Annotated in this window: 20 protein-coding genes and 1 pseudogene; 4 read left to right on the top strand and 17 right to left on the bottom strand. The window is 60.5% G+C overall.

The features are described from left to right. Nucleotides 1-25 precede the first annotated feature (25 nt). The 15 genes and pseudogenes from HB778_RS38160 to HB778_RS38090 form a co-directional block, all read right to left on the bottom strand. The gene (locus tag HB778_RS38160) at nt 26-937 is read right to left on the bottom strand and encodes an SIR2 family NAD-dependent protein deacylase (RefSeq protein WP_183465745.1); all 912 of its coding nucleotides are present in this window, start codon (nt 935-937) and stop codon (nt 26-28) included. Between the two features lie 35 nt (nt 938-972). Beyond that, complete coding sequence (nifT, locus tag HB778_RS38155) at nt 973-1,185, bottom strand: putative nitrogen fixation protein NifT (RefSeq protein WP_183455292.1); 213 nt, start codon at nt 1,183-1,185, stop codon at nt 973-975. Continuing rightward, nucleotides 1,182-1,502: a nitrogen fixation protein NifZ gene (locus HB778_RS38150; RefSeq protein ID WP_183455454.1), complete on the bottom strand. Its 321-nt coding sequence runs from the start codon at nt 1,500-1,502 to the stop codon at nt 1,182-1,184. Before HB778_RS38150 ends, nifT begins: the two co-directional genes overlap by 4 nt. Before the next feature lie 68 nt (nt 1,503-1,570). Beyond that, on the bottom strand, nt 1,571-1,765 hold the full coding sequence (locus HB778_RS38145) for a 4Fe-4S binding protein (RefSeq protein ID WP_183455291.1): 195 nt from the start codon (nt 1,763-1,765) through the stop codon (nt 1,571-1,573). A gap of 30 nt (nt 1,766-1,795) precedes the next feature. After that, a pseudogene (gene nifB / locus HB778_RS38140) lies at nt 1,796-3,276 on the bottom strand (nitrogenase cofactor biosynthesis protein NifB). A gap of 239 nt (nt 3,277-3,515) precedes the next feature. Beyond that, complete coding sequence (gene nifA, locus HB778_RS38135; RefSeq protein ID WP_183465744.1) at nt 3,516-5,255, bottom strand: nif-specific transcriptional activator NifA; 1,740 nt, start codon at nt 5,253-5,255, stop codon at nt 3,516-3,518. 167 nt (nt 5,256-5,422) lie between these two features. Beyond that, entirely contained in the window at nt 5,423-5,722 is a 300-nt protein-coding gene (locus HB778_RS38130) for a ferredoxin family protein (protein ID WP_183455289.1), read from the bottom strand. 11 nt (nt 5,723-5,733) lie between these two features. Beyond that, nucleotides 5,734-7,041 carry an FAD-dependent oxidoreductase gene (locus HB778_RS38125; protein WP_183455288.1) on the bottom strand — a complete coding sequence of 436 codons (1,308 nt, stop codon included), beginning with the start codon at nt 7,039-7,041 and terminating at the stop codon, nt 5,734-5,736. A 10-nt stretch (nt 7,042-7,051) separates the two neighbouring features. Continuing rightward, nucleotides 7,052-8,161: an electron transfer flavoprotein subunit alpha/FixB family protein gene (locus HB778_RS38120; RefSeq protein WP_183455287.1), complete on the bottom strand. Its 1,110-nt coding sequence runs from the start codon at nt 8,159-8,161 to the stop codon at nt 7,052-7,054. A 16-nt stretch (nt 8,162-8,177) separates the two neighbouring features. Continuing rightward, nucleotides 8,178-9,029, bottom strand: a complete 852-nt coding sequence (locus tag HB778_RS38115) for an electron transfer flavoprotein subunit beta/FixA family protein (RefSeq protein ID WP_183465743.1) — start codon at nt 9,027-9,029, stop codon at nt 8,178-8,180. A gap of 184 nt (nt 9,030-9,213) precedes the next feature. Then, on the bottom strand, nt 9,214-9,594 hold the full coding sequence (gene nifW, locus HB778_RS38110; protein WP_183465742.1) for a nitrogenase stabilizing/protective protein NifW: 381 nt from the start codon (nt 9,592-9,594) through the stop codon (nt 9,214-9,216). Between the two features lie 31 nt (nt 9,595-9,625). Next, on the bottom strand, nt 9,626-9,901 hold the full coding sequence (locus HB778_RS38105) for a hypothetical protein (RefSeq protein WP_183455284.1): 276 nt from the start codon (nt 9,899-9,901) through the stop codon (nt 9,626-9,628). Between the two features lie 6 nt (nt 9,902-9,907). Beyond that, complete coding sequence (gene nifV, locus HB778_RS38100) at nt 9,908-11,059, bottom strand: homocitrate synthase (RefSeq protein ID WP_183455283.1); 1,152 nt, start codon at nt 11,057-11,059, stop codon at nt 9,908-9,910. Continuing rightward, nucleotides 11,056-12,273 (bottom strand): cysteine desulfurase NifS, encoded by a 1,218-nt coding sequence (nifS, locus tag HB778_RS38095; protein WP_183465741.1) that lies wholly within the window; start codon nt 12,271-12,273, stop codon nt 11,056-11,058. Before nifS ends, nifV begins: the two co-directional genes overlap by 4 nt. A gap of 755 nt (nt 12,274-13,028) precedes the next feature. After that, on the bottom strand, nt 13,029-13,349 hold the full coding sequence (locus HB778_RS38090) for an iron-sulfur cluster assembly accessory protein (protein ID WP_183455281.1): 321 nt from the start codon (nt 13,347-13,349) through the stop codon (nt 13,029-13,031). Between the two features lie 701 nt (nt 13,350-14,050). Between HB778_RS38090 and HB778_RS38085 the strand changes: the two genes are divergently transcribed. Beyond that, complete coding sequence (locus HB778_RS38085; RefSeq protein WP_183455280.1) at nt 14,051-15,118, top strand: hemin-degrading factor; 1,068 nt, start codon at nt 14,051-14,053, stop codon at nt 15,116-15,118. A gap of 1,058 nt (nt 15,119-16,176) precedes the next feature. Here HB778_RS38085 and HB778_RS38080 read toward each other — a convergent pair. Both HB778_RS38080 and HB778_RS38075 read right to left on the bottom strand, forming a co-directional pair. Beyond that, entirely contained in the window at nt 16,177-17,394 is a 1,218-nt protein-coding gene (locus HB778_RS38080; protein ID WP_183465740.1) for an MFS transporter, read from the bottom strand. Then, a complete protein-coding gene (locus tag HB778_RS38075; protein WP_183465739.1) occupies nt 17,391-17,612 on the bottom strand; it encodes a hypothetical protein in 222 nt (73 codons plus the stop codon). Before HB778_RS38075 ends, HB778_RS38080 begins: the two co-directional genes overlap by 4 nt. Before the next feature lie 397 nt (nt 17,613-18,009). Here HB778_RS38075 and HB778_RS38070 point away from each other — a divergent pair, with 397 nt between their 5' ends. From HB778_RS38070 to HB778_RS38060, 3 genes are all read left to right on the top strand, one after another. Next, nucleotides 18,010-18,378 (top strand): hypothetical protein, encoded by a 369-nt coding sequence (locus tag HB778_RS38070; RefSeq protein WP_244662172.1) that lies wholly within the window; start codon nt 18,010-18,012, stop codon nt 18,376-18,378. A gap of 11 nt (nt 18,379-18,389) precedes the next feature. After that, entirely contained in the window at nt 18,390-18,950 is a 561-nt protein-coding gene (locus HB778_RS38065) for a type II toxin-antitoxin system VapC family toxin (protein WP_183465738.1), read from the top strand. Nucleotides 18,951-19,865: 915 nt separating this feature from the next. Next, the gene (locus HB778_RS38060) at nt 19,866-21,083 is read left to right on the top strand and encodes a cytochrome P450 (RefSeq protein ID WP_183465737.1); all 1,218 of its coding nucleotides are present in this window, start codon (nt 19,866-19,868) and stop codon (nt 21,081-21,083) included. Nucleotides 21,084-21,115 lie beyond the last annotated feature (32 nt).

Genomic DNA, 21,115 nt, shown 5'->3' with positions numbered 1-21,115 from the left:
AGAGACCCACAACTAACGACGCCCGTTAACGAAAATCTTGGCCACCATCTACAGCAGTGCCCGATCCGACGAGGCGAGCAGCGGCTTCACCTAAGGGCATATCGATGACCGTAATTGCGCTTGCAGCAAGGAAACGGCGTTCGTTCTTGGTCAGTATTGCCGCGTCCATCACCGCATAGTGTGGACCTTTGGAGCGCTTCATTATCTGTCGGGCGAAGGTGCGCAGCATCTGATCGTTGAAACGGCAACCGACGAAGAAAAGGCCTCGATAGGTGCGCCGTTCCTTCACCACATCAGGAATCGGCGTCTGGAGATCGATCTCGGTGAGCACTTCGACATAATCGGAATCCGCGACCAGAAAGTTTGCGGCCGGCCTAATGCTGCCGTGAGGCGTATAGAGAACCGTCTTTGCGGCTGATCCGGGTTCGAGTTCGGTCCCAGACAAGTCGTAGGCTTTCGTCCAAATGTCACCGAATTCGTTCGCCCGCGTGACGCCTTGTATCTCAACGACGTCCGTTCGGCCGGCCTCTGCGAGGGTCGTGCGCATGGCACTGTCGTACCAGCTATCGATGATCAGGGAGAGCGGCAGCCTCGCGAGCCAGGTGTGGAGAACAGTCGGCGCCGCCGGCGCTGCGAATATCTCGGCCATCCATGCCTGAAGCGTCCGGCGATGCCGGCGCTGTTCGATGAACTGCGCGACGGACCACATATTGGTGCGAATCTTTGAAGGGGCTGGCGCCCGGCTATTTAGCGCCGCGGCGATGGCTTCCGGCGTGCACGGTACCGACGGTTCAGCGGAACTGAGGCGGAGAAGGCCCGGACCGAGATATGGGATCATCTCATCGGCCCCGAGCGCGTTGCGCGCTAGGTCAAGCAGCTTTTCGGCAAAACTGCCCTGGATGACGACGAGGTGGCCCAAGTTCAGGATCGTGTTCATGCTCATTCCTCTCGCACCCTCTTCCACCCGCAACATCAGTCCTCGTCGGAGATCTTTCTTGCCTCGACGGTGATCGGCAAACGCGTATCGGGCGGAAGGTCGGGTAGGACGAACTGCCAGCCGTTCCTGAGTGTTATGGCCCCGCCCCACAAATGTTCGTTCTCCAGCTTGATGATGGCCTCTTCGCAATCCTTCTTTGGGAGATACGCCGACAAGCCAGCACCGGTCCTGCGGATCATGACTTTCATCGAGCCGTTCCTTCACGGGCACTGCTTTCGGCACTGCAAGGAGCCTCCGCTTTGTCGAGGCTCATCAGTTCACGCGCTCGCATGCCGACCACCGTGCCGCGATCGATCCATTCGACCGCATAGATGAAGAACTGCTGGAGAAAGGTGCCAATGTCGCGCACATAACCTTCGTCGCCCTTCCGCACGAGGTTTTCGCCGATCTCCCTGCCAGGATAGGTGCCGTCATTCTTTATGTGTCGTGTGGCACGCACCCGCTCACCCGGCGTAAATCGCGGCGGCTTGCGGATTTCGATGTCCTGTTCGCGTCCGAGCCACATGCGATTCATTCCTTTCGAGTTAGAGCCTCCTTCTGAGGCGACGCGGTCGCGGCGAAGCCGAAACGGAGTCAAGCAGGAACGCAGGTCTTCGGCACCGGACATACCGATACGCATTGCTGCGTGTCGGCGGCCTCCTTGCATTCGGTGCACTTGTTGGGATCGATCACATAGGCCTCGCCCTTGAATTTGATCGCTACAGAGGGACATTCGAACTCGCAGGCGCCGCATTGGGTGCATTGGGACGCGATGATCTTGAAAGCCATTTTATCTCCTGGTGGATTGGAATGAGACGGCTAGGCCGTTGCAGCCAGTGGTCCGATCGCAAACGCGGTGGCGTAAACTGCGCTAATTGCGGTTTCGATGTAGTCATGACCATAAGCGTCCGTTGCTCGGATTCCCGCTTCCGCGAGCTGATCCTTCGGGCAATTTCCGATCTTGGCGCAGAGCACGATGTCTATGCCTTCCAGCGCAGCGATGACGCCGTCGAGGGTGGCTTTTTCGCCCCAGCCGCCGACGCAATACTGCTCGACCTTGCGATGCCCAACAATTCTGATCCCTTTCGGCGAGGCTTCAAAAAGTTGGAATTCCCTTGCATGGCCGAAGTGTTCATTGACACGGCCACCCCCTTAGTCGCCACCGCGACGAGAAGGGACTTGCCGGAGCCTGCTGCCTTGACCATTCCGATCGCCGCGCTCCTGGCCGCCACATGATCACGGCGCTCGTGCGCGACCACCTGTCGATAGGCCTCGCGCTTGCTGGAGTCGTAGGTGTCCTTGCCGGCAATCCGGTCGAGCGTGAATTCCTGGCCACGATCCCCGCCGAGCAGGCCGACGGCATCGGCCCGGCACTGCCGGCAGTGGCGCATCAACTTGGCGCCGCCGTCGAGACGATCCTGAAGCGCCTTCAACTCTGTTGCATTTGGACCGCGCTGCCCAGTCAGGCCGTAGTGCGTACCGTGCGCCGGGTCGGAAATCAGCGGCATGACGTTATGCAGGAACGCGCCACGCTCCTTGACCAATTTGTTCACGTCGATCAGATGCTCGTCGTTGACGCCGGGAATCATCACCGAATTGATTTTCGTGAGGATGCCGCGCGCGGTGAGCATCTCCAGGCCCAACATCTGCCGCTCGTGCAGGATTCGGGCGGCCTCGATGCCGGCGTAGCGCCGATGATCGTAAAAGATCCAAGGATAGATCTTTGCGCCGACTTCCGGGTCGACCATGTTGATGGTGATAGTCACGTGATCGACGTTCATGTCGGCGAGCTCGGCGACATGGTCAGGCAGCGCGAGCCCATTGGTTGAGACGCAAAGCTTGATGTCGGGGATCTCTCTGGCGACGCTTTCGAAGGTTGCCCTTGTCTTTTTCCAGTCGTAACAGGCATCGCCCGGTCCGGCGATCCCGAGTACGGAAAGCTGCGGCACCTCGTTGGCGACCGCGATCACCTTGCGCAGCGCCTGGTCGGGTGTCAGTTTTTCCGAAACGACGCCAGGCCGACTTTCGTTGGCGCAGTCATATTTGCGATTGCAGTAGTTGCACTGGACATTGCAGGCCGGTGCGACCGCGACGTGCATGCGCGCGAAAAAGTGATGCGCTTCTTCCGAAAAGCACGGGTGATCCTTGATCTTGTCCCAGACAGCCGGATCCATGTCCTCCGGCTTTCCCGCCACGCCGCAGGTTGAAGATGCGCAGCCACCGGATCTCGCGGTCGCCAGCAACTCGTCGAAGCCTGTCGTGCTGGTCAGGCCCTCAAGCGAAATTGTCGGTGCGGACATCAAACGGCTCCGTTGCTGGTAACGTCGCAGTTCAAGGCGCAAGAGTTATGCCGGCTCAAAGAGCGGTTCTAGTTCCCGATTGGCTCTGAGTGTCGCATTCTGTCGGTTTGCTCCGGCACAATTTTGTCCGGCTTGTGACAGTGCACAAGCCAATCGGGTCGAGGAGGCACCGCGTCCTGGGCACGCACAGCGTGAGGAAGACACTCCGAACTGACGTTTGAAGTCGCCAGCACGCCTGGCTAGAATTTCTTCACCTCGATACCATACCGGCGCAGAGCGTAGCCGACCTGCCGCGGCGTGAGGCCCAGGACACGAGCCGCCTTGGCCTGAACCCAACCGGCCTTCTGCATCGCGTCGGTCAGCCGCTCGCGTTCCGTCAGGTGCCGGCCCTTTGCTGGGCAAGCGGGATCATTGGGATCGCAGGCCTTCACGGGCGAGAACCCTTCCGGGGCCTCGATGCGCCGGATCGGCATCTTCGAGAGCTCGTCCGTGGCATTGCCGCCATGCGAAGGGCCGGCACCTTTCCAGAGAAGCGAAGAAAGGCATTGGTTGTTCTGGCAAGCGAAATCCGATGGAGTGATCGTCGTCGAACGCGCAAGTGTAGCTGTCCTTTGAACGCAGTTTTCCAACTCGCGGACATTGCCAGGGAAATAGCATTGCGAGATCAGGTCAAGCGCCAGCGGCGCGAAGGCGAGCTCGCGATGGTTTTCCTTGTTGAACCGCTCGAGGAACGCGTTCGCAAGGCGTGGAATATCGCCGGCGCGCTTTCTGAGCGGGGGTAGAATGATTGGCACGACATTGATGCGGTAATAAAGGTCGGCCCTGAACTCCCCATTTAAGACAGCCGTCTCAAGATCCTTGTTGGTGGCGCATATGAGCCGGACATCGACCTGAAGCGTTCTCGTGCCGCCGACTCGCTCTAGTTCGCCTTCCTGCAGGACGCGCAACAGCTTGGCTTGAAAGGCAGGCGAAATCTCGCCGATTTCATCAAGTAGCAGCGTTCCGCCATTTGCCAGTTCGAAGCGGCCGGCGCGCTGCGAGATAGCCCCGGTGAAGGAGCCCTTTTCGTGCCCAAACAACTCTGATTCCAGAACGCTTTCAGACAGTGCTGCGCAGTTTAATTTGACGAAAGCCTTCTTCCCCCGGGCTGAAAGCTTGTGGATGGCTTGGGCAAAGAATTCCTTGCCAGTGCCGCTTTCGCCCCGCAGAAGCACTGTGGAATTGGTTCTCGCCACGACCGAGACGGTTTCGAGTACCCGCTTGAGTGCGAGACTTTCCCCGATGATCCCGTCGATTTTGATATGCCGATGCCGGGCTGCGTCGGCCCTGTTCTCGTCGAACGACTTCTCCGGTCGCCCTTGCTCCCCAATGTATCGCTGACCATCCATACTCAGCATACGATGGAGACGAATGGTGCGGCCGACAAGGTTGGCCACCATGGTCAGGAACCGTACGTCCTCGTCGCCGGAAGAGATGCTCTCGCCCTCACCGACGCGGTCGATCGACAATGTTCCAAGGATCTCGTGCTCAGCTACTAGCGGGATTCCGATGAAGGTAATTGGGATCGTGCCGCCACTCGAAGACGGCTGAACCTCAGCCTGAAATAGTTCGGACTTGCCAACGTCCTGTATTATGAGCGGCGCCTCCGTAGCGACGATCCGGTCTATCGCGGCTTGCGGTATGACGCGGCCAATTTCTGATTGAGATGGGTGGGAACTGCCGACGATTGCGGTAATCCCCGGCGCTGCTTCGGCGTCCAGGACGACGATGGCTCCATGGCGCAATTGCACAAATGAAGAAAGGGTATTCACGACATTGGCGATCGTAATCTCAAGCCGGGTGGGGGCAGTCAGGACCTGCGATATTTCGTAGAATCCCCTGGGGGAGATGTCCGGTTCGTGGATGGAGTTGATCCGTGGTTCAGGCAGGGTGTTCGAAGGTCCTTCTTCTTCGAGCCTATCGCTCGGCATGAGAGCCATGGAAACACCTCAGGGGTCTTCCAGAGTGCTCCTTCCATGCGCCATTTTGGATTCTGAAATTCGAAAGCACAGAATTCATGAGCTCCTCTCAAACTGCGAGATCGGTCTAAAAAATGGTTTGGCGTTTGCTTGCATTTCAGGTGCAGCCGAAACGGTGCGATCGCCGATCACCCGAATTTGAAGAGGACACCGAAGCCGCCGCGCGGGTAGTTCCACTCGATCTCGCCATTGCTCTCGCACAATATCCGGCAAGTGCCGCACTCCATGCAGCCGTCGGCGGTGATCTCCACTTGACCCTTGTCGTTCAACTCATAGCATTTCGCCGGGCAGATGTGGGTAAGCGCGCGCAAGTTCGCGCTCGGGCTCTCGTGCGGTCGCACTTTGATATGCGGCCGGCCAGGATCGACCAGATAGCGGTTCTGGTAAAGCTTGTCCTCGACGCGTAAATTCGTCACTGCGATCGTCATCCTGTCTTCCTTCAGCGCCAGGCCAATGCCAGGCGGACCGCGTCGCTGACCAGCCCCCAGCGAGAACGCACGTTGATAAAGGCGCGCGTGGTGGCCTTTTCCTTTTCAATCTTCGGTGTGCCGTCGACACGCATCAAGTTCTGCGCGGCCAGGGATATCAAGCGCGGATAGGTCGTGAAGAAGTTGCTGGAATTCGTGTGGATCAAGGCCGGCATGTCTTTGTATTTCCGAAGGTCTTTGACCACGAAGGAGTTGTCCAGCATGGTCTTGTAGATGGTGAGGTTTCGTCTGGTCATCGGATTGTTGCGGCGCTTGACCCCGACGATTGCCTCAGCCGCGATCCGGCCGGAGGTCATGGCGAGGTTCGAACCTTCGCGGTGAATCGCGTTGTTTAATTGGGCGGCATCACCGACCACGACCCAGCCGTCGCCAAAGAGCTGCGGAATCGCCTTGTGGCCGCCTTCGGGAATGAGATGCGCGGCATATTCCTTCACCTCAGAGCCGGCGATCAGCGGCCGGATCGATGGGTGGTTTTTGAACGCATCGAGAAGGACGTAAGGGCTCTCCATCGTCGCGGCGAAATCGGAGACGAGGCAGCCTATGCCCAATGAGATTGACTCCTTGTTGGTGTAGAGGAAGCCGAGCCCAGCCATGCTGCGGGAGATCGTCCCCACCGCCTCGATGACACAGCCTTCATCGCCCTTGACGCCGAACCGCTGCTCAATGACCTCTTCGGGCAGGAAATGCATTTCCTTTACGGCGAGCGCCACGGTTTCTGGTTTCGGCATCTTGCGCAGGCCGGCGCGCGTGCCAAGCAGTCCCGAGACACCTTCTGCGAGAACGACCACGTCCGCGAAGATCGGCCCGCCGGCCCGGTCCGTGCGGACGCCGACCACCTTGTCCTGGGCATCACGGACGAGTTCCGTTACGGTCGTCTCGCACAGAACCGTCGCCCCGGCCTCGCGCACCTTGCGCGAAAACCATTTGTCGAACTGGGCGCGTATGATCGTGTAGCGGTTGGGCTTTACCTCGTTGAAGTCATCCGACCGATAGTGAATCCCGGTGTGGGAGGTCTCGTCCATCACCCAAAGCCGCTGTTCAACCAGATGCCGCTCAAGAGGCGCATCATCCCGGAAATCGGGGATGATCTTCTCCAGCATGTTCGCGTACATGATGGCGCCCTGAACGTTCTTGGAGCCCGGATATTCACCGCGCTCCAATTGCAGCACGTTCAGGCCGTTGCTTGCCATGATGTAAGCAGCTGCGTTCCCGGACATGCCGGCCCCGACGACGATGGCGTCGAATTTCTCCTCGATCATATCCTCTTCCTTAGCTTGCAAGCTTGTCGCGACTGTGCGGAGACAGCCGCCGGGTAAAGGCTTCCGTAAGTGCGGGCAGGAAGCGGATGGCATCGGTCACGATCCCGAGGTGGGCAAAATCGAAAATCGGCGCGGTCGGGTCGGTGTTGATGGCCACGATGAGATCGGCGCCCTCAACTCCAACCCGGTGCTGAATGGCGCCGGAAATCCCCGCCGCAATGTAAAGCTTCGGCCGGATGGTCTTGCCAGTTTGGCCGATCTGTCGATCAGCCGGCATCCAGCCTTTCTGGACCAGCGGGCGCGAACAGCCATGTTCGGCGCCAATTGCTCGAGCGAGATTCTTCACAAGCTGCAGGTTCTCCGCCGCGCCGAGGCCAAGGCCTCCCGCAACCACGACGTCGGCATAGGCGAGATTTGCCTTTGCCGACTGGCTATCAGGCAGGAAGCCGAGGACTTTGGTCACGATCTCGTCCTCGGCCAGAGATACCTTGTGCTGGATGATACGCCCGACGGGCTTATCCGTGCGCTGCGGCATGGGCATGACCCTCGCTCGCACTGTCGCCATCTGCGGCCGGTAGTTGAGCGTGTAGATCGTGCATAACAAGGAACCGCCGAAAGTCGGACGGGTAGCCGCGAGCGAACCGTCGGTATCCACGTCAAGTTCGGTGCAGTCGGCCGTGAGCCCGGTCTGCAAGGTCGTCGCCACGGACCCGGCAAGATCCCTGCCGAGCGTGGTCGCTCCGAGAAGAAGGATCTCGGGTTTGTGGGTATCGACCAGATCCGTCATCACCTTGGTAAACGGCTCATTTCGATAATCGGCGAGCAGCGGTGCCTCGGCGATGTAGACAAGGTCGGCGCCATAAGCGAACGCCTCGGCAACGGCATACCAGGTGGCTTCTCCTGGCGGTCCGAGCACGACGCCCGCAAGCTGGACGCCAAGCTTGTCGGCCAGCTTGCGGCCTTCGCCGAGCAGTTCGAAAGACACGGGATGGACTTGGCCACGTTCGAGTTCGATGAAGACCCAGACGTGCCGGTAGTCCTTGAAACGGTCAGGCAGTTCTTTCTTTATGCCGGCACGGCCGGCGGCAGGGCGAGCGGGTTCTCGATTCGCTGTCGACATTGTCTACTCCTGGCCGTCACGCGCCGTTGTTGAAGGCGAGTTCATGTTCCAGCGGCGGCTGACGGGTGAAGATTGCGGCGATGAGTTCGTCAGCGGCATCGCGCAAGGTCTTCTCCGCGGTCTCGATTTGCTCCGCTTTTTCCGCCCGCGCAGTCGGGGCAAAAACGCGCTTGACGACCGTCGGCGAGCCGCGCAGCCCACATCTGGTAAGGTCCTCAATGCCAGCGGCGACCGCAGTCCACTTGACGATCTGACTGCGCGCGGCGCACAGCGCGTCCTCGAACGAGCCCCGCCGGATCTCGTTTGTGCCTTCCAGCACGGTGATGAGGCAAGGCAGCCTGCTCTTCAGCATCTGCGTGCCGCCTTCGCAGCGGCGCTCGACCTCGATCTCGCGGGCAGCAAGATCAATGGAGCCGATTTTCGCGACGTAGGTGAGTTGTTGGAGGTCGAGGCGCTTGGCTATGCCAGGCCCGACCTGGGCGGTGTCGCCATCGATCGTCTGCTTGCCGGTGAACACGATGTCGGGCGGGCCAAACGTTTCGCCAACCTTCGCTATTGCTTGGGAAAGAGCGAAGGAGGTCGCCAGCGTGTCCGAGCCGGCAAAATAACGGTCGGTCAAGAGCACCGCCCGATCGGCTCCGTAACCGAGCGCCTTGCGTAGCGAGTCCTCTGCCATGGGCGGACCCATGCTGAGCACGGTGACCTCGCCACCATAAGCGTCGCGCAGTCTGAGTGCTTCTTCCAGGGCAAACAAGTCATAAGGGTTGATGATGGTCGGAACACCCTGGCGCATGATCGTGTTCGTCACCGGATGGACCCGTATTTGTGCCGAGTCCGGCACCTGCTTGATGCAGATTACGATGTGCATTGGCGGTTTCTCTAGGCTCCTATCGGGATACGGACTTGGCAGTTCATCTTCTCCCCCGCATCATTCGTGCCAATTGTTTTGCGTGCCTATATTCCTGGAAGTTCGGTTGGTTGCGCTGAGGGCGGCGTCGTGATGACCGGATTTGTCGGCTTCTCGACAATGTCGCGTCGCAATCGTGTCGCGCTCATTCCTTTTCGAACCGCTTCAATGCGGCGTCGAACGGGACGAAGGTGCGGCCCGGCATGGCAGGTTTGTTCGGATCGTGGTCCTTAAGCACCTTAAAGACACGGTGCGTGAGCGGCGAGGAAGCAGCGAAGTCCTCGTAGGCGCGTTCCAGCTTGGTGCGCACCCGCGCGGCGATCACCTGGTCAGGCAGACCGGAGAAATCTTCTTCGGCAAGGTATTCCCCCACGCGCTTCATAATATGGAGCCGTGAGACGTCGAGCACCTTCGGGTCATAGGAAGCGCCAAGGACCGCGAAGAACTCCTCCGCAGCCGAAAGGCCCTTCAGTCGCGCGAGAATGTCCGTCACGTCGACGGTATGGCCATCAGCAGAACAAGTCATTGCACTCTCCCTTGGGTCGGAAACCGTGGTGTCAGGTGCGTTCGTCGCACCGGCTAATCTGCAGTCGCGAATGGGATGCCGTCATCGGGCAGGTGACGTCGAGATCGAAGCGGCCATTCAGGAACGCCGCAACGCCGACCAGCGTCACGCGAGGCGGGACGTTCTCCATCAGCGCATGGGCGCCGACCCGGCGGTCGCGCGCCTTCACATCGGCAATGACCTTATGGACCATCAGGGCGAGCCGAGCGGCTTTACGCCGCCCCGCGCGGCTACCAATCCGGAGGAAATGGTCGAGGATAAATGACATCGCCACCTACTCCTTTCCAAGGTCTCGGCCGGCTGCCTCGCTGCGCAGTGTGTCGTAGAGCTCGACCAGTTGAGTTGCGGTGACGGTGGATTTGGTCTCGGTCGCCTTGCGGCGGACGCGGGCAACCATCGCGGCTGCCAGATCCGGGTCGAGATCGCGGCCACTATCGCCCAGCACATAGGCGATCGCGGTCGCACCGGAATGCTTGCCAATGACGATTCGCCGGCAACGGCCCACGAGAGCCGGATCGAGCCCCTGATAGGTACGCGGGTCCTTCAGCAGCCCCGCGACGTGAATGCCGGACTCGTGGCTGAAAACATCGGCGCCGACGATCGGCTTCATGGCCGCGGTCTGCCGGCAGGCGGCCCAAGCCACCTGGGCCGCGAGGTCCGGCAATGCGGTCAGCTCGATGCCTGTATCCGCGCCGTCGAGAACGGCCATCGCGGTGGCCACCTCTTCCAGCGCGGCATTGCCCGCCCGCTCTCCGAGCCCCAGGACGGTGACGGAGGCATGGCGGGCGCCGGCGCGGATTGCTGCCAGCGTGTTGGCGACCGCAAGGCCGAGATCGTTGTGTGCATGGAATTCGAGGTCGATGGGAGACAGCGCCGCGAGCTGAGCGACAATCTCGAAGGTCGAAAAAGGGTCGAGAACGCCGACCGTATCGGCCAGCCTGACGCGGCTTGCGCCGGCTCGCGCGGCCGTCTCAATGACGCGGGCCAGATGATCCCGATCGGCTCGCGAGGCATCCTCGCAGCCGACGGCAACGAAAAAGCCGTGGGCGGCTGCGCGCCCGACCATCTGCGCGATGATCTGGAGCGCTGCCCCCTGATCGAGGCCGAGTTTGGCGGCCAATTGGATGTCCGATGCAGGCAGCGACAGATTGACGGCGGTGACGCCGCTCTCGATCGCCGCCTCGAGATCCCGCGACGTCATCCGGCACCAGGCCGTGAGCCGCACCGGGAGACTCCTGGCGACCGCGGCGCGAATTGTTTCGATCTCGTCGCCGCCCATGCTCGGCGTGCCGATCTCGATCTCTGGGATGCCGGCTGCCGCGAGAGACTCGGCGAGCTCCAGCTTTTCCGCAATGGTGAAGGAAACGCCGGGTGCCTGCTCGCCATCGCGCAAGGTGGTATCGTTGAGGAAGACACCACGGTTCATGAAAGGAAGTCTATTCTGCTGCCGCTCTGGCCTAGACCCGATTGATGATCTTCATTACCTCGCCTCGCCGGACCAGGACTGGGTAAGCCACGCACCTTCTCCACGATCGGCGGCAAGACCTCGAGCACTCGGTCGATGTCCGCTTCGCCGTTGTCGCGCGCGAGGGAGAAGCGGACTGCGCCGTGCGGCGTTTTCATCGCCCTCAGAACGTGGCTCGATTCCAATGAGCCGGAGGTGCATGCGGAGCCGGAGGAACACGCAATTCCGGCGCGGCTGAGGAGAAGTGGGATTCCATCGCCTTCGACATGTGCAAAGCCAATGTTTGCGGTGTTTGGCAACCGCTCCAGCGGATCGCCATTGACGAAGGTGTTTGGGACGCGCTCGAGTATCCCGTCTTCAAGGCGGTCGCGCAGCGACTTTACCCGTGTGGTCGCGTCGTCCACGAATTTCAAGGCGAGTTGGGCCGCCATGCCCAGCCCGGCTATGCCAGGCGTATTCTCGGTGCCCCCACGCCGATCGTGCTCTTGGTGCCCGCCTTTGATCATCGAGCGGAAGGGCACGGCACGTTTTACAAAAAGCGCTCCAATCCCTTTCGGGCCATGCAGCTTGTGGCCGGACAGCGACAGCATGTCGATTGCGGTCGATTTCAGGTCCATCGGAACTTTGCCGACCGCCTGCACAGCATCAGTATGGAAGAGGGCGCCGGCTTCCTTGGCCAACTCAGCAAGCTCGCCAACAGGGAAGATCGTGCCGGTCTCGTTGTTTGCCCACATGATCGAGACGATTGCCACGCGTGGGCTCAGGGCGGCCCTGTAGGCGTCGAGGTCGAGCCGGCCCTGGCGATCCACCGGGATCCTGTGCACCGTGACGGCCCGCGTCTTCTCAAGATGCGTGCAGAGTGTCAGCACCGCAGGATGCTCGACCGCCGAAATCAGGATCTCTGTCCGGCTGGGCAACACCTCCAGCGCCGAAAGAATCGCTGCATTGTCGCTTTCCGTCCCGCCCGATGTGAAGATGATCTCATGGTCGAGCTCGGCGCCGATCAGCGCTTGCAGCTGCAGGCGCGCCTTTTTCACCGCCGCAAAGGCCGAGGCGCCGAAATCATGCGTCGACGAAGGGTTGCCGAATCGATCCGTAAAGAACGGCAACATCGTTTGAACGACCTCAGGATCGACCCGTGTCGTGGCGTTGTTGTCGAGATAGACAGGTCTCATGCTGTGATCCGTCAGTTGACCAGAACGAAGCGACGCGGGAGATCGGTCGCATGGAGCTCTGGCGCAGGCCCTTGGTGGGTGGTGGAGACTGGCGGCCGGTGCAGGCGTCCGAAAGTCTGACGTCGACATGGTCGCCGTCGATATCGTCAAGTTCGCCTCCCCGGCGAGGGCCTCCGGTTAACGCCCGACAGCGTCTACTATCAGTCGAGTTTGCTGCAGCGCCGTCACTGGGCGGCCGGCAACTTCGGGCCCTCCAGGAGCTGAACTGTTTCGGGCGGGGACGTTCCGCGCATCCCACCTGAAGCGATCGCCGGTCCCGAGACGGGCTTCGACCTTGCCTCCTTATTGAGGGCGCGGGCGTCTGTTTTGGCGGGCGTCTAGACCTGCTCTGCCGCAATAGACCCCGCCGCGGGCATTTCTCCCTGGACCAGTACAAGCACTTCCACGATGGCTGCGAGGCAGTCGCGGGCAGCCTTTGTGTAGCAACTGATCTGCTCCATGGCGGTTTGCCGATGGTGAGTTCGATAGCCGCCGACAATGAGGCGACCGCGGCGCGGCCGCTGAAGGTCCGGCGCTCGGCGGCAGTGATCCTTGACGTCCCCCGGTCGATGCCGATGAGAGATTCAAACATGTCGCCGTAGCGGATGGTCCCGAGCTTACCTCCTGAATTGGCTGTTTCCAGAACGTCGGCATGCGTCCGGCTGAAGTGTTCCTTGGCCTTCCCGCTAAAGTTCCACATGCGGCTTCTCGGGCGATCAGCCGAAGGACTTGCCGCAAGCGCACTTCTCCCGCGCGTTGGGATTATCGAAGACGAAGCCGGAGGACTCCAACCCCGTGACAAAGTCGACGGTCATGCCTGCTACATGGGGCTGAGACCCTACGTCCACGAATACCTTGACCCCATCTGCCTCAATGATCGCATCGCCCTCGCGCAAGACGCTCTCGGGGCCCATCGAGTATTTGAAGCCGGCGCAGCCGCCGGTCTGGACCATGATACGAAAGCCTTCCGCCGGCTCGCTGGCGCGGGAAAGGACGGTCTTGACGGCAGCAACTGCGGTGTGGGTGAGCGTAATCATGGCTCGAATTTCTCCTCAATCCGTTACGCATTTGCGGACGACAGTGCACGTGCCATGCCAAAGTAAACCGGTTTTAAAACAAAAGCTTGGCCCTTCAGCCCTGTGTCGGATATGCGACATTGTCGGAAGTGCGCACGTCGCTCGTCACGTGAATTGCGCCGTAGCAATCCCGTCCTCGTTCCTGGAAGACGGCTGGGCGACACAACCCGCGACACAGTGGTCTCGGCGTGGGTCGTGCCACTCCTGCCTAAACCCTTGACCCGTATGCGAACGTCTTTCCGAGGTCGCTTCTGCGCAATTGGCACGACTTTTGAAGCCCCGCTTTGGAAGGCGGCACAACTGCCGACCGACACTGATTCGCGGGTGGCCTCGCGATCAGTGGAACGATGTAAGGGAAGCAAGATGTCAGGTTTTGACCAGATCCGCTTTCTGAAGGAAAGCAGCCCCGCCCGTCCACCCCCAAACGCGGGATCGGTCGGTTGGCGTCGACCTCTACAATCGCTCGCTACCGGCCAGTCGCCGGCGACCGCTTGATGGGAGACCGACATCTCACTGTCAGTCTCGTTGTGCCGTCGTAGAGCAGCCAGCGCCTTTCGAGCCGGTGGTCCTGGCCGAGCAAGAGATCGGCATCGAGCACACGGGCGGGCTCGATTGGAACAGGACCGCTGATCCTCAACAATTATGTGGAAGCAGGGTAAGACATGGACCAGCGCGAGAAACCCTCTCCGGACCAAATCCGGCGGGCACAGGAAGACAGTCCGAAAATCCGCGAGCATGATCTCGCCGCCAAATTGAGCATTTCGGAAGCGGAGCTGGTCGCGGCGCATTGCGGTTCCGGCGCGGCGCGCATCGAGCCGCGCGTCAATGATCTGCTGATAGGCCTCGAAGCCGTGGGCGAGGTGAGGGCGGTGACCCGAAATCAAAGTGCCGTGCACGAGAAGATTGGCTTGTACAACAAGGTCGTAACCGGCAACCACCATGCCATGGTTCTCGGCGACGCCATCAACCTGCGCATCTTCCCGAAGGGTTGGGCGCATGGCTTTGCCGTTGAAAAGCGCGACGACGGCAACATCCGCCGCAGCCTGCAATTCTTCGACGCTGCCGGCGCAGCAGTGCATCAGGTGGATGTCAGGCCGGCCTCCAACCTCTACGCCTATCAAAAGCTGGTGGCGGAGCTCGCATCCTCGAACCAGGAGCCGATCTTGTGGGTCAAGGCAAACGGAGCCGACTCTGACGCAGAGATTCCGGACCAAGCCGCCATGGTCACGGAGCTGCGCGAGCACTGGAGCCGGCTGACCGACGTGCATCAGTTCTTCGACATGCTGAAGACGCTGAAGCTCAGTCGCTGCCGGGCGCTGCGCATGGTTGGCCAGGATTACGCCTGGCAACTCGACAATGCCGCCGTTGGCGCCATGTTCCAATGCGCGAGCGAAGACGAGATGCCGATCATGTGCTTCGTCGGCAATCGTGGCTGCATCCAGATCCATTCCGGCCCGATCAAGTCGGTCAAGCCCATCGGGCCGCGGATCAATGTGCTGGACGAAACCTTCCGCCTGCATCTCACAACCCACCACATCCGCGAGGTTTGGGCCGTGCGCAAGCCGACCAGGGACGGTCACCTCACCTCACTCGAAGCCTATGGCGCCGACGGCAGAATGATCATCCAGTTCTTCGGCGAACGCCCCGAAGGCGAATGCGAGCGCGGCGACTGGCGGCTCCTGGCCGAGACCCTGCCGCGTATTCCAACCCCGACGGACCGCGTGAGGTAAGACCGATGCATGGTGATTTCCGTTTTCGCTCGGTGCCCGCGCCGGTAATGTGGGTTCTGCTGGCTACCGCTCTGCCTGCCGCTGCCACCGAGGGCGCAGCTGTCTTTTCGGATCCGCCGCGGATCGCCTCGATTGGAGGTTCCATCGGCGAGATTGCCTATGCCGTTGGAGAGTATGGTCATCATAGCTCCCGTTTCGACGACCCGAACGCCGCGCTGAAGCTATGGCTCAGCTGCCCCGCGCAGGGGGGTCTGTCGCTCCAGGGTCCAACATTCTGGCCTTGCTCGACGGAGGGCAAGTGATGGACGTGAAATCGATTGGTCCCATTATCACTGTGCCAGAGCACGGCCTCCACAAAGGCATACTCGAAAGATCCGCGTCGCCAGCAAGGCGCGGTCGACGCCAGGGCCAGGAAGTCCGGTGCCGACAGGGCATAGGCCGAAAAGCAGATGGCCTCGATCAAAGGACGCGGAAAGGCCGCGAACGCTTGGTCTATGCAGCCGCACGCAAGGTATTCATTGCGCCATTCCTTGCCTGTGACCTGTACAACCTCTGGAGGCGCAACATCTAGCTACGGACAAAATCCAGTGTTTTCAGCATTGATGGTAGTGCTGGATGTACAGCAGGTCGGCATGCCTTGGACGGCCGGGCCAGTTGCCGGATAGAGGCCCGGGGTTGGCGGGACCAGATGAGCTGGAGGCGATCAAGCCGTCCGAAACTGGCAACCAGAATAACGCGATCCGGGGAGACGTCGCTCCTCGAGCGTGTCGCCGCCATTGCGAGAGACCGGAAACGGGTCGACGCTTCTAGAACCGCGCCTGGTCACCATCAGCTGTCAAGCGCGATCCGCGCTCGCCCGGGCTGCGTAACCCTGACCAAGTCCGCCCGGGCGAACGCTGACCGCTCCCCGTAGGCGCGGAGGTGGGCCGGTGAGGGCGCTGGCGCTTGTCCATGCCCGATCTGAAGCCGACGTTGAAGTGACAGTAGCCGCGATCCAGGCGGCTGATGCGATTGCATCTCTCAGCGCGCTGAGCTGAAGGCATTGCCTGTCGGGCGGTCTAGGTTGCGCGCTTCGGGCCAAGCAGGAAAACTGTGAGGGCGGCGAGGAACGTGGCAACCGCGCTGTAGGCAAAGACACTGTGAACGCCGGCATATTTCACCAGTAGTCCGCCGAAAATCGCGCCGGCCGCGATGGCCACTTGGAACGTTGCGGCCATCAGCACACCAGCGCTTTCGGCCTGCCCGGGAACGGCGCGCAGCACCATCCACGTCTGTAATCCCACCGGCACCGCACCGAAGGCAAAGCTCCATACGGCAATTGCTACCACCGAGGCGGAGGCCGATGCTCCCACCATCAGCAGCGAGGTAGCGGCTATTGCTATGAGCAAGGGTGGCAGGGCCGCGACTGCCTTGAGGCTATGTTTGGCCAGGAATGCGCCGGTTAAATTCCCGAAGAAGCCGCCTATGCCGGAAGCGAGCAATACCAGCGGGATTGTCTTGCTATCGAGCGCGGGAATCCTCTCAAGGAAGGCGCGGATGTAGGTGAAGCTGGCGAAGTGCCCAGAAGCGACCAGCAGGACGACCAAAAGCGCCATCTTGATCATCGGCTTATTGGCCAAATCCAGCAGACTGCGGAATCCAGCTATTTCCACCGGAGGCAGCATCGGGATCGTTACGAATTGCACCAGCAGTGTAACGGCATTAACGACTGCCGCGATCGTGAAGGCGGCTCGCCATCCCCAGATGTCGCCGACATAGGCGCCCATTGGAGGCGCGCAAACGATAGCGACGGAAACGCCGGTGAGGATGATTGACATGGCACGCGGCAGGAGGTGATTTGGAACGAGCCGCATTGCCACCGATGCCGAAATCGACCAGAAGCCTCCGAGCGCGATGCCGAGCACGACGCGCGCCGCCAGGAAAACCGGCAGCGACCACGCGACTTCCGCTAGAACGTTGGACAGGATCTGCAGCAGCGTCATCGCCCACAGTACGATCCTGCGGTCCAGGCGCTTTGTGATGATGGCCATCGTCGGCGCCGAGATCGCCCCAGCAATCGCGGTCGCTGTCATCGTCTGTCCAGCCGCACCCTCGGTGATACCGAGATCGTGCGCGAGCGGCGTCAGCACGCTGGCCGGCAGAAACTCTGCCGTCACCAGCCCGAAGGTGCCCAAGGCAAGCGAAATGACCGCACCCCATGCGGGACGCGACCGTTCATGTGGCTTTTTTGGGTCGTGCGGAACAGCCTCCAGGAAGCCTGTCGCGGATTCGGTCATCGATAAGCTCGCCAGTTTGGATGCTGCAAAATGGATTGGCTGCGTTGACGCATTAAAGCCAGAAGCGCCGCTGTTCCCGGCGTTTCACGGAAGATGTTCATCGCTGCCGGACATGTTGTGATAGTGCCGCGTGCAAGATCGGTGCCGGCTTCTCTGAGCTGGACGAGCGTGTCATTGTCGGAAGGCACCCCATCGGGCGATTCTATGGCGACCATCACCTTCGGTCTCGGGCCGGCCATGCGCAAAGCAGCTAGCGAGGACGGAAGTCTGAAGGAAACGGTGTCCCGCGGCGGGAACGGGGGCACGCTCTCCTCAGCGCTCCTACAGAGCTTCGCGTCTCGGCCATGGTTCTGCTTGTAGCTTTCTTCGTGCCATGATGGGCTTTAACGATGAGAGCAAGCGCCATACCGTTTTACTTGGAGGCACCCGATCGATTTTTTGCTGCGACCCTTTTTGGCCTTAGCAGGAGCCCTTCGCCGAGACCGAGCACGCCGCACATTTGCCGGAACGAATGACTGCTCAGTAATCTGAGCGAGCTTCCGAGTGACAAAGCAGCTCCCACTTGTTATGTTCGACAAAACACACGCCTTGGCTAACAGCATCGGAGATGGCGATATGACGAAGACGCTGGGAATGCGGTCGTTATCAACTGCTCCGCAACAGCGCCTCGTTGCGAAAAAGAAGCGCAAGCGGAGTCTGATCCGTAAGGACGCCAACAAGGACATGCCGGGCGAGCAGAAGTTTGTCGTTCGGCAGACGCTTCGTGCTGCCATTCGCAAAGGCCTGATCGGCTCTAAGGACGAGCGGATCACAGCACGTTTGAGCCATGCCCTCATTGAGCAGGCTAAGCGCCAGACGGGCATTAAGGGTGACACCGAGCTGCTTGAATTCGCTCTTGCGAATGTCGCGCTCGAGGACAATTTCCCCGCGACCATGGACAAGCTCGCGGGAACCATCGATCCAGACATCAAGCTCGGCTTCTGATTAAGGTTTGAGTGTCAGAATTTGATGTTGAAGCAGCCCTTCGCTCGCTTCGTGGCTTTCCAACCAAAACACTTGCTCGCCGACCTGATGATCAGCTGCCCTTCGTGAACGAGGGCGAGCTCGGCGGGCAAGCGCTATTGCTCGACACCTGTGTGTACATCGACAGGCTCCAAGGCAAAGCGCCTGCGTTGGTGAAGCAGATTATGGACGGTCGGCACAACAACCATTCAGCCATCTGCATCCAGGAGTTGGCCCACACGCTTGGTGTCCTGAAGCCCGACGATCCCCGCACCGGGGGCGTGCATAAGGCTGTGTCCGAGGTAATCCGATCCATACCCGGACACCGGATCCTAACGCCCGATGCCGACGTCCTCGGCCGCGCTGCTGTTCTGAATGGCGTGCTCTGTCGCCTGCAGGGCTACCAGGATGACCAGAAGCTGCGCTGCCTGCATGACTGCACTCTGTATCTGCAGGCATCGAAATCGGGGCTTGTCCTGTTGACTCGGAACATCGCCGACTACGACTTCTGCCGACAACTCATTCCTGGGGGCAAAGTGCTTTTCTACAGGTAGCGCCACTCTCAATGGGATTGAAGAGGAAGGTTTATTCTTTGACACCGACATGCCTATCAAAACAATCCGCACGTCGGGAAGCACGTATTAGACAGCACCAAAATCGGTCGGTGGCGACGGTTCAGACATGCCGCAGCTGTTCCGCACGGCTGCGTCAAGCCTCCGTCCGCCACCCTCGGAGACGTTGAAAATAGTCACTCGCTATCAACGGGTTGAATAATGATCGGTGGCTTTTGCTACCTCATGCCGCACATTCGCTTGGTCACCCGGACCGAGCAATGGTGCTGTATGGCTAGGCTAAATCTGCACTTCCGCACCGGCTCGGGAAAGAGGTAAGCCGTTCCGGACGGGCCGGCCGATGCATTGTCGCACACTGGCTGGCACTGTGTGTCGACCGCGTAAGGAGCGCTGTCTCTAGATCCAGCGCGTTCTTGCGTGCGCAGTCACGGCGGTCTGCGAATACACGCTGTGGCAGCATCCACGACGCGCACTGTTGCTATACCCGCTCTGTCGAGGGGGCTTTGACATCCTCCAGCTCTCAGCAAGCGCGCCACTCGGGAAGTGGAGAGGACCAAATTCGGCTCGGGTCGCGGCGTTCGCATGCTTGAGGGTCCTTTCATTTGCTCCTTCGTGTGTCCGAAGCTGAACAAGAATGTCGCCATCCGACCAAAAGGCCGCCAAGACCGGGCCACCGGTTCGGGCCAACTGGTGCAACGCAAACGGTGCGCTAATCGGCACGCAACTTGCCCCGACAAGTTTAGTCAGGGGACGTCAGCACTGCTTGATGGAGTTCAGCGGTGACGGCCAATCTTTACGGCGCCTGAGCCAGGACGTGCCGAACGCTGGTAATCGACGTGTGACCAGCCGTGGGATCCCGATCGAGCGCCAGAACGCCTGACATTGAGGAGAAGCCAAATGGCGATTAACTGGGTTCCAGATCACATCCCGCCCGAAATGGTGAGGGACTTCAGCCTGTTTAAGTCGCCAGGCATGCTGCCGGCGCCCAACGGGGACCCGCACGCAGCGGTCGCTTGCGTCCATGCCGGGCCGCCGATCTTCTATTCTCCCTACAACACGCGCGATGGCCGCGGCACCTGGGTCATCACTCGCGCCAGCGACCAGCGCCGGGTGCTGCAGGACGCTGAAACCTTTTCGAGCCATCGCAGCATCTTCGCATCCGCGCTGGGCGAAAACTGGCCGATGATCCCGCTCGAACTTGACCCACCGGCCCATGGCGTTTTTCGCTCACTGCTCAATCCGCTGCTTTCGCCAAAGCGGGCCATGGTATTGGAGCCGGCTATCCGCGAGCGAGCGGTCGCGCTGATCGATAGGATTGCCGCAGCGGGCACTTGCTGCGACGTCATGAAGGAGTTCGCCTTTCCTTTCACGGTCAACATCTTCCTTCGCTTTCTAGGGTTGCCGGATCACCGGCTCGATACATTTGTCGGCTGGGCGAAAGATCTCATCCACGGCGACCATCTGAAACGACCGGCCGCTGCCCAGACAATTGTTGCCTTTATCGACGAACTTGCGACCAAGCGCCGTAAGGACCCGGTCGACGATTTTATGACCTTCATCCTGCAGGCACAGGTTGAGGGCCGCCAGCTAAGCGACGTGGAAGTCCGTGGCATCGGCGTGCTTGTGTTCGTCGCGGGGCTCGACACGGTGGCAGCTGCCATAGGCTTTGACTTGGCGTATCTCGCCCGCAACCTCAAAGATCAGGAACTGCTGCGGAGCGAACCGGACCGGATCGCGCTCGCAGTTGAAGAATTGCTGCGCGCCTATCCGACCGTTCAGATGATCCGAGTGGCAACCAAGGACATCGACTTCGAAGGAGTGCCGATCCGTAAGGGGGATTACGTTTCCTGCGCCACGATGATTGCCAATCGTGACCCGGCAGAATTCGAATGCCCCAACACGATCGATCTGGCGCGAGAGAACAACCGCCACGCCGCCTTTGGCTATGGTCCCCACCGCTGTCTTGGCTCACACCTTGCCCGGCGAGAGATTGTCATTGGCCTGGAGGAGTGGCTGGCGCGCATTCCGGCCTTCCGGATCAAGAAAGGTACGGCACCCATCACCTCTGGCGGCCATGTATTCGGGATCAAAAATCTGATCCTGCACTGGTCCTGATGAAGCCCAGCCCCGAGCGGGCACGGAAATTG

The organism is Mesorhizobium huakuii (genome assembly GCF_014189455.1).
GTDB classification, from domain to species: domain Bacteria; phylum Pseudomonadota; class Alphaproteobacteria; order Rhizobiales; family Rhizobiaceae; genus Mesorhizobium; species Mesorhizobium huakuii_A.
This window is presented reverse-complemented; position numbering and strand designations above follow the sequence as displayed.

Excerpts from the sequence above, each read along its gene's own strand:
- HB778_RS38105 (WP_183455284.1), bottom strand. The coding sequence starts at position 9,901 with ATGTCATTTATCCTCGACCATTTCCTCCGGATTGGTAGCCGCGCGGGG.
- HB778_RS38080 (WP_183465740.1), bottom strand. The coding sequence starts at position 17,394 with ATGACCGAATCCGCGACAGGCTTCCTGGAGGCTGTTCCGCACGACCCA.
- HB778_RS38115 (WP_183465743.1), bottom strand. The coding sequence starts at position 9,029 with ATGCACATCGTAATCTGCATCAAGCAGGTGCCGGACTCGGCACAAATA.
- HB778_RS38060 (WP_183465737.1), top strand. The coding sequence starts at position 19,866 with ATGGCGATTAACTGGGTTCCAGATCACATCCCGCCCGAAATGGTGAGG.
- HB778_RS38090 (WP_183455281.1), bottom strand. The coding sequence starts at position 13,349 with ATGATTACGCTCACCCACACCGCAGTTGCTGCCGTCAAGACCGTCCTT.
- HB778_RS38145 (WP_183455291.1), bottom strand. The coding sequence starts at position 1,765 with ATGGCTTTCAAGATCATCGCGTCCCAATGCACCCAATGCGGCGCCTGC.
- HB778_RS38130 (WP_183455289.1), bottom strand. The coding sequence starts at position 5,722 with ATGACGATCGCAGTGACGAATTTACGCGTCGAGGACAAGCTTTACCAG.
- HB778_RS38160 (WP_183465745.1), bottom strand. The coding sequence starts at position 937 with ATGAACACGATCCTGAACTTGGGCCACCTCGTCGTCATCCAGGGCAGT.
- HB778_RS38125 (WP_183455288.1), bottom strand. The coding sequence starts at position 7,041 with ATGATCGAGGAGAAATTCGACGCCATCGTCGTCGGGGCCGGCATGTCC.
- nifV (WP_183455283.1), bottom strand. The coding sequence starts at position 11,059 with ATGAACCGTGGTGTCTTCCTCAACGATACCACCTTGCGCGATGGCGAG.
- nifA (WP_183465744.1), bottom strand. The coding sequence starts at position 5,255 with ATGGCTCTCATGCCGAGCGATAGGCTCGAAGAAGAAGGACCTTCGAAC.
- nifS (WP_183465741.1), bottom strand. The coding sequence starts at position 12,273 with ATGAGACCTGTCTATCTCGACAACAACGCCACGACACGGGTCGATCCT.
- HB778_RS38120 (WP_183455287.1), bottom strand. The coding sequence starts at position 8,161 with ATGTCGACAGCGAATCGAGAACCCGCTCGCCCTGCCGCCGGCCGTGCC.
- nifT (WP_183455292.1), bottom strand. The coding sequence starts at position 1,185 with ATGAAAGTCATGATCCGCAGGACCGGTGCTGGCTTGTCGGCGTATCTC.
- HB778_RS38085 (WP_183455280.1), top strand. The coding sequence starts at position 14,051 with ATGGACCAGCGCGAGAAACCCTCTCCGGACCAAATCCGGCGGGCACAG.
- HB778_RS38070 (WP_244662172.1), top strand. The coding sequence starts at position 18,010 with ATGACGAAGACGCTGGGAATGCGGTCGTTATCAACTGCTCCGCAACAG.
- HB778_RS38150 (WP_183455454.1), bottom strand. The coding sequence starts at position 1,502 with ATGTGGCTCGGACGCGAACAGGACATCGAAATCCGCAAGCCGCCGCGA.
- nifW (WP_183465742.1), bottom strand. The coding sequence starts at position 9,594 with ATGACTTGTTCTGCTGATGGCCATACCGTCGACGTGACGGACATTCTC.